The organism is Variovorax sp. JS1663 (assembly GCF_002157355.1).
Taxonomy (GTDB): domain Bacteria; phylum Pseudomonadota; class Gammaproteobacteria; order Burkholderiales; family Burkholderiaceae_C; genus Variovorax.
On sequence record NZ_LYMK01000001.1, the window covers coordinates 112,455 to 123,792 of the forward strand.

An 11,338-nucleotide genomic window follows, 5' to 3' on the forward strand; every position below is an offset into this window, starting at 1 on the left:
TCCGCGTGCTTCGCACGACGGACTACGCCCCAGCTTTCAGGGAGAGAAGTCATGATCAACCGCCGCGACGACGATTTCCGCATCCGCCCCAGCGCTCCAAAAAACCGCGGCCAGGGCTTCGTTTCCAAGGTGCTCCAGCAGGCCGGCAAGGCCAGTGGCGGCAAGTCCTCGGTGCGCCGTCCGGCATCGGCCATCGGCGGCAAGGCCACCGGCCAGCGGCCCGGCTCACGCCTGGGGCGCGGCCATACGGCGGCGCGGTTTGCGGGCGCGAAGCTCACGCCCATGTCGCGGCGTGTGACTATCAAAACCTTGCTGGTCAACCAGCAGCGGGCCAGCCCGCAATCGCTCGCCAAGCACCTGCGCTACATCGAGCGCGATGGTGTGGGCCGTGATGGCGAGCCAGGCCGGGCCTATGGGCCGCAGACCGACGAAGCCGATCTGGATGCTTTCAAGGAACGCTGCGCCGACGACCGGCACCATTTCCGCTTCATCGTCTCGCCCGAGGACGGGGCCGAACTGGACGACCTGCGCACCTACACGCGGCATCTGATGAACCGCATGGAAGCTGACTTGGGCACGCGGCTGGATTGGGTGGCGGTGGATCACTGGAACACCGACAACCCCCACACGCATTTGATCGTGCGCGGGCGCGACGACACCGGCAAAGACCTCATCATCGCCGGCGACTACATCGCTGATGGATTCCGCCATCGTGCCGCTGAACTGGCGACCGAATGGCTGGGGCCGCGCACCGAACTGGAGATCCAGCAGACCTTGCAACGCGAGGTGGAGCAGGAGCGGTGGACGAGCCTGGATCGCACGCTGCAACGCGAGGCCGGCGAAGACGGCCGGGTGCAGATCGAACGCTTCAACGAACCGAAGCTGCAACGCCAACGCCTGCTGCTGATCGGCCGCCTGCAACGCTTGCAGCGCCTGGGACTGGCCGACGAGGCGCAGCCGGGCACCTGGGCCGTCCATGCCGATGCCGAGAAGACCTTGCGCGCCCTGGGCGAGCGTGGCGACATCATCCGCACCATGCAGCGTGCCATGCGCGGCGAGCCGCGCGAACTGGCGGTGTTCGAGCCGGGCGACGATAGCCGAACCATTCTCGGCCGCGTGGCCGCGAAGGGGCTGGCCGACGAGCTGCGCGACCGCGGCTATCTGGTCATCGACGGGGTGGACGGCAAGGCCCACTACGTCGCGCTCAACACCCGCGACGAGCTGGCGAACTATCCCACCGGCGCCGTGGTGGAGGTGAAGGGATCGGCCGACGTGCGCGCGGCTGACAAGAACATCGCCGTGCTGGCGAGCGATGGCCTGTACCGCACCGACCACCACCTTGCTATCGCGCAGGGCCAGGCCGTACCGGGCCGCGATCCGCAGGAAGTCGTCGCGGCCCACGTCCGGCGCTTGGAAGCCCTGCGCCGGGCAGGCATCGTGGAGCGCGTGGCCGAAGGGCTATGGAAGGTGCCGGGCGACCTGCCCGATCAGGGCCGTCGCTACGACGCGCAGCGCCTGGGCGGCGTGGCCGTGGAGCTGAAATCGCACCTGCCCATCGAGCGGCAGGCCCGCGTGATCGGGGCCACCTGGCTTGACCAGCAGTTGATCGGCGGTGGCTCTGGCCTGGGCGACCTGGGCTTTGGCGGCGAGGCCAAGCAGGCAATGCAACAGCGCACCGACTTCCTGGCCGAACAGGGGCTGGCCGAGCGGCGCGGCCAACGCGTCATCCTGGCGCGCAATCTGCTGGCAATGCTGCGCAGCCGGGATGTAGCGCATGCCGCGAAGGACTTGGCCGCCGAAACTGGCCTGGAGCACCGGCCCGTGGCCGATGGCCAGCGCGTGGCGGGTATCTACCGCCGCAGCGTCATGCTGGCCAGCGGGCGCTACGCCATGCTCGATGATGGCATGGGGTTCAGCCTGGTGCCATGGAGGCCTGTCATCGAACAACGACTCGGTATGCCGATTTCTGCGCAGGTACATGACGGCCGCGTATCCTGGCAAATCCGACGGCAACAGGGCTTATCTGTTATCTGAAGCCAGCAGCATATCGAGCACCCACTGCAAGGATGCGTCTACAAGCGTTCTCGATGTTGACGACCGGAATGCGCCCGATGCCCATGCCGCGCAGCGCCACCTGTCCGGGGATCAGCACCTGGTCGGCCATGACACCAGCAGCGGCGTTGCCCATGTCGGCGGCCTGCAGCTGGGACGGGGTGATGCCTGCATCGGCAATGGCTTCGCCAATCGCCTCGGCGGCGAGCGATTTGAGACCGCAGTCAATGTGCTTGCCGAAACGGGTCATGCCCGTGCCAGCGACGAAGACGGGCTGCATGGAAAGCGTCTAAGACTGGGCGGATGAGGAATTTGCACGCCTGCGCCAGAGGCTGGTGATCCAGCCGCTCAAGCCATTAGGGGCCAGGAAGACCACCGCGAGCAGTGCGAAGCCGAAGATCATCCACGGCGCGGATTGCGACACGCTCTCGGCCAGGTTGGGCGTGAGCACGATGAAGGCAGCCCCCAGGAAGGCGCCCCACAGGCTGCGCACCCCGCCCACGAAGCTGCCCACCAGCAGGGACACCGAGAGCAGGAAGGGAAAGTTCTCGGGCGCGACGAACTGGCCCGCCACCACGCTCAGGGCACCGGCCAGGCCGGTGAACGCCGCGCTGAGGCCGAACATCTGCGTGCGCAGGGCGGTGATGTCGAGTCCGCCCGCCGCCGCCGCGAGCGGCTGGTCGCGCGAGGCGTCCACCAGGCGGCCGAACTGCGAGCCGAGAATCCGCCGCGCCAGCAGGAAGGCGCAGAGCGCGCAGGCCGCAACGCAGGCCATGATGGCCCAGTCCGCCCGGTCGGCCAGCACCCCTGGGAACACAGGTTTTTCCAGGACGATCCCCGCCACGCCACCGGTCAGCCACTCGATCTTTTTCCACTTGAGCGCCTGCGGTGTCACCACCGCCACCGCGAAGGTGGACAGCGCCAGATAAAGCATGGGCAGCCGCAGCGCCGGGAAGCCGAAGAGGAAACCCGCCACGAAGCACAACAGCGCCGCCACCGGCACGCCCACGTAGAACGGCCAGCCCAGGTGATGCGAGAGCACCGCCGCGGTATAGGCACCGATGGCGAAGAAGGCGCTGTGGCCGAGCGAGATCTGGCCCGTGTAGCCGGTGAGCAGGTTCAGGCCCATGATGGCGATGCCATAGATCAGCACCTGCGTCATCACGTACAACGGATAACTTTGCCAACTAAAGGACCAGGCCAGCAGCGCGAGCCCGACCACCGAGGCCGTCCAGCGCAACCAGGTGGGCGATGCCACCGGGCGGATGTTGAGTGGGGCGCTCATGGTACTCATGCTCACACCCTCACCTGGGCCGTCTTGCCGAAGATACCGGCGGGCCGCAAGACCAGCATCGCGATGATCAACAGCATGATGCAGGTCAGTTTCAGGTCGTTGCCGACCACGTAGGCGCCCAGCAGGTTCTCCAGTACCCCGACGGCGAAGCCCCCGGCCACGGCGCCCACAGGGCTGGCGATGCCGCCCAGCAGCGCGCCCGCCAGTGCGTAGATCAGCGGCCCCATCATCATCGACGGCTCCAGGAACACGATGGGCGCGGCCATCAGCCCCGCCACGGCACCGGCCACCGCTGCAAGACCCCAGCCCACGGCCAGCACCTTGTTGGTGCTGATGCCCGACAGTTCCGCCGACGGCGCGTTCACCGCCACCGCACGCATCGCCAGGCCGAACCGGGTGAAGCGGAAGAACGCGAATACCGCCGCCAGTTCGGCCAGGGTGACGAGCAGAACGCCGACCTCGTGGGCCGACAGATAGGGTTCGGCACGGCTGAGGACTCCACCGAACGGCGTGGCGAACTCCAGCATCTCATGCCCGAACAGCCAGCCGACCAGGCTGTTCAAGATGATGAGCAGCGCGATGCTGGCCGCCACGACCGAGAGCACCGGCTTGTGCCGCAGGGGCTGGAAGATGACCCGCTCCAGCGCCAGCCCGAGCAGGAAGGAACCCACGACCACAACGGCGAAGGCCACCCACCATGATGCGCCCGCCTGAACCAACGCCCAGCTCATATAGGTGGAGAACATCGCCAGTTCGCCCTGCGCGAAGTTGACGGACGAAGTGCAGCGATAGATGAGCACGAGCGCGATGGCGAGGCTGGCATAGATGCCGCCCGCCGCCAGGCCCGAAGCTATCTGGTGAAGGAATGCTTGCATGGTGATGAACCTCTTTTTGATCAGTGGCCGAGGTAGCTGCGGCGCACGGCGTCGTCTTCGCGCAGCTCGGCTGCGGTGCCCTGGGCAGTGACGCGCCCGCTTTCGAGCACATAGGCCCGGTTGACTAGGTTCAGCGCGACCTGGGCGTTCTGCTCCACGATGAGCGCCGTGAGGTGCTCGGTTTCGCGCAACTGGTGCAGGAGTTCGTAGATCTCCTGCGTCACGCGCGGCGCGATGCCGAACGAAGGCTCGTCCAGCAGCAGCATCTTGGGGCGCATCATCAGCGCGCGCGCGATGGCCAGCATCTGCTGCTCGCCGCCGCTGAGCGTGCCCGCCGCTTGCTTCGCGCGGCTGGACAGCTTGGGAAACAGCGTCTGCATCCGGGCGATGTCCTGCTCGATGCCGTCCTTGTCGCGGCGGTGGATGGCGCCCACGCGCAGGTTCTCCAGCACCGTCAGGTCGCCAAAGGTGCCGCGCCCTTCGGGCACGTGGGCGATGCCCAGCGAGGCGATGGCGGGCGCGGCCATGTCGATGATGTCCTGGCCCTCGAAGCGCAGCGTGCCCTTGGCAGTCACCTGCTGGTGGCTGATGGCGCGCAGGATGGAGGTCTTGCCCGCGCCGTTGGCGCCGAGCAGCGCCACCATCTCGCCGGCCTGCACGTGCAGGTCGATGCCATGCACCACCGCCGTTCGGCCGTAGGCCACCGCGAGGTTGCGGATTTCAAGCCGTTGGGTCACAGCACACCTCCCAGATAGGCATCGAGCACGGCGTCGTTGTTGGCCACTTCCTCGGGCGAGCCCTGGGCGAGCTTGCGGCCAAAGCTCAGTACCGCGAGGTCGGAGCAGGTCTTCATCACGAAGCGCATGTTGTGCTCCACGACCACCATGGTCAGCTTCAATTCCTCGTGCAGGCGCAGCAGCACGTCGCGCAGTTCATCGACCTCGCCAGCGGTGAGGCCAGCGGCGGGCTCGTCGAGCAGCAGCAGCTTGGGCCGCGTCACCAGCGCCCGCGCGATTTCCACGCGGTGCTGGATGCCCACTGGCAGTTCCGCCACGCCCCGGTCGGCATAGTCAGACAGCCGCAGCGTGGCCAGGGCCGCGTCAGCCGAGTGCGCGATTTCTTCCTCGGCGGCACGGACGGCGCGCGAGCGCAGCGCGGCACCCAGCATCGACACCGGCAGCCGCGCGTGCGCACCCACCATCACGTTTTCGCGCACCGTGAGCGAGGGGTAGAGCGCCACGTTCTGGAAGGTGCGGCTCAGACCCAGCCGTGCCACGCCGTGGCGCGGCAGGCGCGTCAACTCGGCCTGGCCGAAGCGCACGCTGCCGTGGGTGGGCCGGTACAGGCCGCTGATGCAGTTGAAGCAGGTCGTCTTGCCAGCGCCGTTCGGCCCGATCAGGCCGAAGATGCAGCCCTCGGGCACGTCCATCGAGAAGGCGTCCAGCGCGACGACACCGCCGAAGCGGATCGTCAGGTCGCGTACGGAAAGAATGGGTTCCATCGCTGCGCTCGCCCCGTCAGGACGGCATCACCTTCCAGCTCGTGCCGTCGAACTGCTGGATGCGCATGTCCGGTATCGGGTGAGGGCGGGCGTCGCTGGTCTTGACACGCAGGCCCGGCAGCATCATGGGCAAATCCATGTCCAGGCGGCGCGACTGCCGCATGATGTTCTCGCGCGAGAGGTCGTTGCCGCACTGCTTGAGCAACTGCACTGTCACTTGCCCAAGGCAGGCACCGAGCACGGTGAGGTATTCCTTGGCCGCGCCTTTGTTGTATTTGTCCATGAAGGCATGCCAGGCCAGGACACCAGGGTCGTTCTTCCAGGTCGGATCGCTCGGATCCTTGAGGAACGCGGCGCTCATGATGCCCTTGACCTTGTCCAGCCCCACCGGAGTCAGCACCGCGGGCACCGAAGATGCGCTCGGGTTGATGTAGATGGCCGGGCGCCAGCCGATGTCGTGGGTCTTGCGCAGCGACTGGAGGGTGGCTTTGGGCGAACCCCACGCCACCAGCACGTCCGCGCCCGAGGCATGCATGGAGACGATCTGCGAGTCCACCGTCGGATCCGACACCTCATGCGACTCTTCGCTGATGAGCTTCTTCCCGGCGGCAGCCAGAACCTCCTTCACGCCACGCAGCACATCCTTGCCGGCGTCGTCGTTCTGGTAGAACATGGCGATCTTCGCGTTGGGCCGCGTCTGCAGGATGTGCCTGGCCAGGATGCGCCCTTCGTCGGTGTACAGGGGCAGCCAGCCCATGCTCCAGGGGAACTTAGCCGCATCATCCAGCCACGTGGCGGAGCCGGACGAAACGAAGAGTTGCGGTACTTTGGCGTTGTTGAGATAGCTGCGCGACGCCAGCCCAGTGGACGAGCCTATCTGCGCCGCGAGAAAAGCCACCTGATCGCGCTCCACCAGGCGGCGCGATTGCTCCAGGGTTTTCGGCGGGCTGTAGCCATCGTCGGCCAGCACCAGCTTGAGCTGGCGCCCATTCACGCCGCCCTCGGCGTTGACCAGGTCAAACCATGCAGACATGGTCTTGCCGACGATGCCATAGCCTGCGGCCGGGCCGCTGAGCGGTCCGGTCGAGCCGATCTTGATCTCGCGATCCGTCACGCCCGGGGTGCCCGCGCCCTGCGCGCGGACCAGGCCAGAAACGCCGGTCAGCATGGCGCCGGAAAGCATGGTGATGAATTGTCTTTTTTGCATGGTGTCTCCTGTGGTGGTGGTGAGATGAATGGATGGATGGGTGAACCCTGGCCTGCGGCATCAGGCCGCCTTCCCTTGCAAGCGCAGCACGGCTTCGCGGATCAGCGGCATGCGGTCGTTGCCGAAATACATGTCCGTCTTGTCCACGAAGATGGTCGGTGAGCCAAAGCCGCCGCGCGCGACCACCTCATCGGTGTTGGCCCTGAGCTGGTCTTTGATCGCCTGCTCGCCGATGCCTGCAAAGAATTGGGCGGGCTCGATGCCAACGCGCTGGCACACCTGCGCCAGCACCGCGTCCTGCGAGATGTCCTGGTCGTCGCCCCAATAGGCTTCAAATATGGCGCGGGCAAACGGCGCCATGTCGTTGCCGAGCCAGATGCAGCCGCGCATCGCCTTCACGCTGTTGACGGGAAACACCGTCGGCGGCATCTTGATCGCAAGCCCCGTCGAGCGGGCCCAATCCGCTAGGTCCTTTTTCAGGTAGCGGGCCTTCTGCGGCACCGGCGTCTCGCGCGAGGCATAGACGGTGGGATTGATGGTGTTGAAGATGCCGCCGACCAGGATCGGCCGCCATGTGATCTCAACGTCAAGCTCCTTGGCGAGCGGCTGGATGTTATGAAAGGCGAGATAAGTCCAGGGGCTGGAGCAGTCGAAGAAGAATTCGATCATGGTGTTTCCTGTGTTTTTGGGGCGTCACTGGATTCCGGAATCGCGCTACTCGCGCCCCGGAATGGCGCTCCGTTCCGCCAGCTCCCTGGCCTTGTGGCCGAACATGTTCTTTCTCGCTTCGTCGTCCAGCGGCTCTTGCTCGAATTTGCCGACCGCCAGCCCCGCTTGCACCTGGGGCCGGCCGCGCACGCTGGCGTACCAGCGCTTGAGGTGGGGAAAGTCGTCGAGCGTGAAGCCTTGGGCCTTGTGGGTCATGGTCCAGGGAAAGCAAGCGATGTCGGCGATGCCGTACTCGGTGCCAGCGACATAGGCGCCGGTCTTGCCGAGCTGGGTATCGAGCACGCGATACAGCCGTGCCGCTTCGTCGCGGTAACGCTCAATCGCGTAGGCGATCTTTTCCTGCGCATACAGCGCAAAGTGACCATGCTGGCCGAGCATGGGCCCCAGTCCGCTCACCTGCCACATCACCCATTGCATGGTTTGGGTGAAGCCGCGCAGATCCGTGGGCAGGAAGCGGTTGGTTTTCTGGGCCAGATAGACCAGGATGGCGCCGGTCTCGAACACCGAAAGCGGGCCGCCGCCGTCGAGCGGCGCATGGTCCACTATGGCCGGAATGCGGTTGTTCGGGCTGATCGCCAGAAATTCCGGCCTGAATTGCTCGCCAGCGCGGATGTTGACCGGAGTCACCGTATAGGGAAGTCCGAGTTCCTCCAGCAGGATGGAGATCTTCCAGCCGTTGGGTGTCGGTGCGTAATGCAGGTCAATCATGGCGAATGACGCTCCTGCCGAGCTGCGGATCGACATCACGCCATGACTTGCAGGCACCCGTGGCCGACCCCCTGACATTCCAGGCTCCCGTTGCGTGGCTTTCTCGGGTTGACGACATCATGCGCAGCTCTTCGAGGGTTCAAGGCGTCAGCGCGGCGCCATGCGGAGGGCCCCATCCACGCGGATGGACTCAGCGTTCATGTAGCCGCAAGTGACCAGAAACTCGACGGCCTGCGCGAATTCATCGGGGTCGCCCAAACGCTTGGGAAAGGGCACGCTGGCCGCCAGCGCCTGCTTGACGTTGTCCGGCAGGGCCAGCAGCAAGGGGGTGCCGAAGATCCCCGGCAGGATGGTGTTGACGCGAACGCCTTCGTCCATCAGGTCGCGTGCGATCGGCAAGGTCATGCCCATGACGGCGGCCTTGCTGGCGGCATAGCTGGCCTGGCCGACCTGGCCGTCCACCGCAGCGGCCGAAGCGGTGTTGACCACGACGCCGCGGTCGCCGTCGGCCAGCGGTTCCAGCGCCAGCATGCCCGCCGTCGATTTGGCAATGCAGCGGAACGTGCCCACCAGGTTGATCTGCACGATGCGGTTGAAGCGATCCACCGCACTCGGGCGGATCTCGCCCGTTTTCCGGTCGCGACTGACGGTCTTGACGGCGTCGGCCGTGCCGGCGCAGTTGACCAGAATGCGTTCCTGCCCGATCGCGGCACGGGCTTTGGCGAAGGCCGCGTCCACCTGCTCCTCGGACGTCACGTCCACGTTGCAGTAAACACCGCCAAGCTCGCTGGCCAACGCCTGGCCGACGGCTTCGTTCATGTCGAAGATGGCGACCTTGACGCCATGGCTGGCCAAACGCCGGGCCGTGGCGGCCCCCAGGCCGGAAGCCCCCCCGGTGATGACGGCAGAAATGTCGGAATTGAGTTGCATGGTTTTTCCTTGAAGATGACAGACAGGCGTTATTGGCCGGTGAATTTGGGGGTGCGCTTGCCCAGGAATGCCGCTTGCCCTTCGAGGTTGTCGGCCGAACGCAAAGCGACAACGAAATTGCGCTTCTCATGCTCCAGGCCCTGCGCGAGCGGGGTTTCAAAGCTGGCCAGGGCCGCATCTTTCGCCAGCGCCACGGCCAGCGGCGAATTGGCCGCAATCCGGCAGGCCATCGCCAGCGCCGTCGGCAGGGCCTGGCCATCAGCCGTCACTTCGGCGACGATGCCAACGTCGCATGCCTTGCGGGCGTCCATGAAATCGCCGGTCAGCAGCAGCGCCATGGCCTTGGACTTGCCGATGGCGTGAACCAGGCGCTGGGTGCCGCCGGCACCGGGAATGGCGCCCAGCTTGACTTCCGGCACGCCGAACTTGGCGGACTCGCCAGCAATCACGATGTCGCAGGCCAGCGCCAGTTCCATGCCGCCGCCCAGCGCGACCTTTTCCACCGCCGCGATGACGGGCTTGGGGAAGCGCCCCAGCGCCGCAAAAAAGTCCCAGCCCGTTGCCGAGCGGTCGCCCAGCAGCGGCGCGGCACGCAGCACTTCAAAGGCCGTGATGTCGGCGCCCGCGCAAAACACGTCCTCGGCGCCGGTGATGATGACGGCTCGCACGGCATCGTCGTCGCGCAGTTGCGCAAGCTGCGCGCGCAGGCCATCGAATACCGCGCGGTTCAGGCTGTTCTTCGCACGCGGGCGGTTGATGGTCAGGGTGACGACGGCGCCGTCACGGCTCACGAGCACTTCACTGGCTTCGCTCATGGTGGCCCCGCTCATGCAAGCCGCTCGATGATGGTGGTGTTGGCCGTGCCCGAAGCCTCGCAGATGGTCTGCAGGCCATAGCGGCCGCCCCGGCGCTCCAGTTCATACAGCAGGTCGGTGAGCATGCGCGCGCCGGTGGAGCCCAGCGGATGGCCGATGGCCATCGAGCCGCCATTGACGTTGAGGCGGTCGTCCGGGATGCCGAACTCCTGCTGGAACATCAGCGGTACGCCGCCGAAAGCCTCGTTGACCTCGAACAGGTCGATGTCGTTGATGGTCAGGCCCGATTCCTTCAGTGCCTTGCGGGTGGAGTCGAGCACGGCGGTGAACTGGATCACCGGGTCGGCGGCGGCCACTGCCGTGCTGACGAAGCGCGCACGCGGCTTCAGGCCATGCTTCTTGGCATAGGCGCGGCTGGCGATCAGCAGCGCGGCGGCACCATCGCTGACCTGCGACGAGTTGCCGGCGGTGGTGGTGCCGTTGGCGGCAAACACGGCTTTCAGCGTGGCCATCTTTTCGGGGTCGGGGTTGGCGCGCACGCCCTCGTCGGCGGCGACGACCGGACTGTTCGGGTCGGCCGGGTCCTCGGTCAGATGCACCAGTTGGTCCTTGATGCGACCGGCCTGAATCGCCTCGGTGGCGCGCTTATGGCTCCGCACTGCGGAGGCATCCAGGGTTTCACGCGTGAGGCCGAAGCGCGTGTTCAGCAACTCCGACGAAACGCCTTGCGGTATCAGCGGGTTGTCCTGGTAGCGCGCCAGTTCGCGCGGGCTGTATTGCGAACCGAGCGGCGCGCCGGGCTTGAACGACGGCGGCAGTGGCGCCTGCGACATCGACTCCACCCCCCCGCCGATGGCCAACTGGTAGGCACCCGCCTGGATGCCATGCACGGCAAAACTCACCGCCTGCTGGCCCGAGCCGCATTGCCGATCGACCGTCACCGCCGGCACGGATTCGGGCAGCCCCGCCGCCAATACGGCATGTCGGCCCAGGTTGCCGTGCTGCTGGTCCCACTGCAGCACGCAGCCGATGATCACGTCGTCCAGATCGGCGGGGGTGACGCCGGACCGCTCGACCAACTGGCGCAGCGTCTCGGCCATCAGATCGACGGGATGCCACTTGTGCAGGCGCCCGCCGCGCTTGCCCACGGGGGTGCGCAGCGCACCGACGATAACGGGTTCATGGTCATTCATCTGGTTCTCCTGTGTAAGAAACTGGGTGTCACGC

At 66.3% G+C, this 11,338-nt stretch carries 12 protein-coding genes; 1 reads left to right on the forward strand and 11 read right to left on the reverse strand.

What is annotated here, in order from left to right:
- Positions 1-51 precede the first annotated feature (51 nt).
- Positions 52-2,034: a relaxase/mobilization nuclease domain-containing protein gene (locus tag A8M77_RS00655; protein WP_035884628.1), complete on the forward strand. Its 1,983-nt coding sequence runs from the start codon at positions 52-54 to the stop codon at positions 2,032-2,034.
- Here A8M77_RS00655 and A8M77_RS00660 read toward each other — a convergent pair.
- From A8M77_RS00660 to A8M77_RS00710, 11 genes are all read right to left on the reverse strand, one after another.
- A complete protein-coding gene (locus A8M77_RS00660; RefSeq protein WP_017405997.1) occupies positions 2,027-2,332 on the reverse strand; it encodes a hypothetical protein in 306 nt (101 codons plus the stop codon). The genes A8M77_RS00655 and A8M77_RS00660 overlap by 8 nt on opposite strands.
- A 9-nt stretch (positions 2,333-2,341) precedes the next feature.
- Complete coding sequence (locus A8M77_RS00665; protein WP_227472656.1) at positions 2,342-3,337, reverse strand: branched-chain amino acid ABC transporter permease; 996 nt, start codon at positions 3,335-3,337, stop codon at positions 2,342-2,344.
- An 11-nt stretch (positions 3,338-3,348) separates the two neighbouring features.
- Positions 3,349-4,221 carry a branched-chain amino acid ABC transporter permease gene (locus A8M77_RS00670; RefSeq protein WP_016452539.1) on the reverse strand — a complete coding sequence of 291 codons (873 nt, stop codon included), beginning with the start codon at positions 4,219-4,221 and terminating at the stop codon, positions 3,349-3,351.
- A gap of 20 nt (positions 4,222-4,241) precedes the next feature.
- Complete coding sequence (locus tag A8M77_RS00675) at positions 4,242-4,958, reverse strand: ABC transporter ATP-binding protein (protein ID WP_026062538.1); 717 nt, start codon at positions 4,956-4,958, stop codon at positions 4,242-4,244.
- A complete protein-coding gene (locus A8M77_RS00680; RefSeq protein WP_017405994.1) occupies positions 4,955-5,722 on the reverse strand; it encodes an ABC transporter ATP-binding protein in 768 nt (255 codons plus the stop codon). Before A8M77_RS00680 ends, A8M77_RS00675 begins: the two co-directional genes overlap by 4 nt.
- A gap of 16 nt (positions 5,723-5,738) precedes the next feature.
- Positions 5,739-6,929: an ABC transporter substrate-binding protein gene (locus tag A8M77_RS00685; protein ID WP_017405993.1), complete on the reverse strand. Its 1,191-nt coding sequence runs from the start codon at positions 6,927-6,929 to the stop codon at positions 5,739-5,741.
- Between the two features lie 60 nt (positions 6,930-6,989).
- Positions 6,990-7,598: a 2-hydroxychromene-2-carboxylate isomerase gene (locus tag A8M77_RS00690; RefSeq protein ID WP_017405992.1), complete on the reverse strand. Its 609-nt coding sequence runs from the start codon at positions 7,596-7,598 to the stop codon at positions 6,990-6,992.
- Positions 7,599-7,643: 45 nt separating this feature from the next.
- Positions 7,644-8,366, reverse strand: coding sequence for a glutathione binding-like protein (locus A8M77_RS00695; protein WP_017405991.1), 723 nt, complete (start codon positions 8,364-8,366; stop codon positions 7,644-7,646).
- A gap of 147 nt (positions 8,367-8,513) precedes the next feature.
- The gene (locus tag A8M77_RS00700; RefSeq protein WP_026062537.1) at positions 8,514-9,296 is read right to left on the reverse strand and encodes an SDR family NAD(P)-dependent oxidoreductase; all 783 of its coding nucleotides are present in this window, start codon (positions 9,294-9,296) and stop codon (positions 8,514-8,516) included.
- 29 nt (positions 9,297-9,325) lie between these two features.
- Positions 9,326-10,126, reverse strand: a complete 801-nt coding sequence (locus A8M77_RS00705) for an enoyl-CoA hydratase/isomerase family protein (RefSeq protein ID WP_017405989.1) — start codon at positions 10,124-10,126, stop codon at positions 9,326-9,328.
- Positions 10,123-11,304 carry a thiolase family protein gene (locus A8M77_RS00710; protein ID WP_086919668.1) on the reverse strand — a complete coding sequence of 394 codons (1,182 nt, stop codon included), beginning with the start codon at positions 11,302-11,304 and terminating at the stop codon, positions 10,123-10,125. The genes A8M77_RS00705 and A8M77_RS00710 overlap by 4 nt, the downstream gene beginning before the upstream one ends.
- Between the last annotated feature and the right edge of the window lie 34 nt (positions 11,305-11,338).

Bases quoted from the DNA above. Each gene is read 5' to 3' on its own strand.
- A8M77_RS00700 (WP_026062537.1), bottom strand. From the start codon at position 9,296: ATGCAACTCAATTCCGACATTTCTGCCGTCATCACCGGGGGGGCTTCC.
- A8M77_RS00680 (WP_017405994.1), bottom strand. From the start codon at position 5,722: ATGGAACCCATTCTTTCCGTACGCGACCTGACGATCCGCTTCGGCGGT.
- A8M77_RS00660 (WP_017405997.1), bottom strand. From the start codon at position 2,332: ATGCAGCCCGTCTTCGTCGCTGGCACGGGCATGACCCGTTTCGGCAAG.
- A8M77_RS00670 (WP_016452539.1), bottom strand. From the start codon at position 4,221: ATGCAAGCATTCCTTCACCAGATAGCTTCGGGCCTGGCGGCGGGCGGC.
- A8M77_RS00690 (WP_017405992.1), bottom strand. From the start codon at position 7,598: ATGATCGAATTCTTCTTCGACTGCTCCAGCCCCTGGACTTATCTCGCC.
- A8M77_RS00695 (WP_017405991.1), bottom strand. From the start codon at position 8,366: ATGATTGACCTGCATTACGCACCGACACCCAACGGCTGGAAGATCTCC.
- A8M77_RS00655 (WP_035884628.1), top strand. From the start codon at position 52: ATGATCAACCGCCGCGACGACGATTTCCGCATCCGCCCCAGCGCTCCA.
- A8M77_RS00685 (WP_017405993.1), bottom strand. From the start codon at position 6,929: ATGCAAAAAAGACAATTCATCACCATGCTTTCCGGCGCCATGCTGACC.
- A8M77_RS00665 (WP_227472656.1), bottom strand. From the start codon at position 3,337: ATGAGCGCCCCACTCAACATCCGCCCGGTGGCATCGCCCACCTGGTTG.
- A8M77_RS00705 (WP_017405989.1), bottom strand. From the start codon at position 10,126: ATGAGCGGGGCCACCATGAGCGAAGCCAGTGAAGTGCTCGTGAGCCGT.
- A8M77_RS00710 (WP_086919668.1), bottom strand. From the start codon at position 11,304: ATGAATGACCATGAACCCGTTATCGTCGGTGCGCTGCGCACCCCCGTG.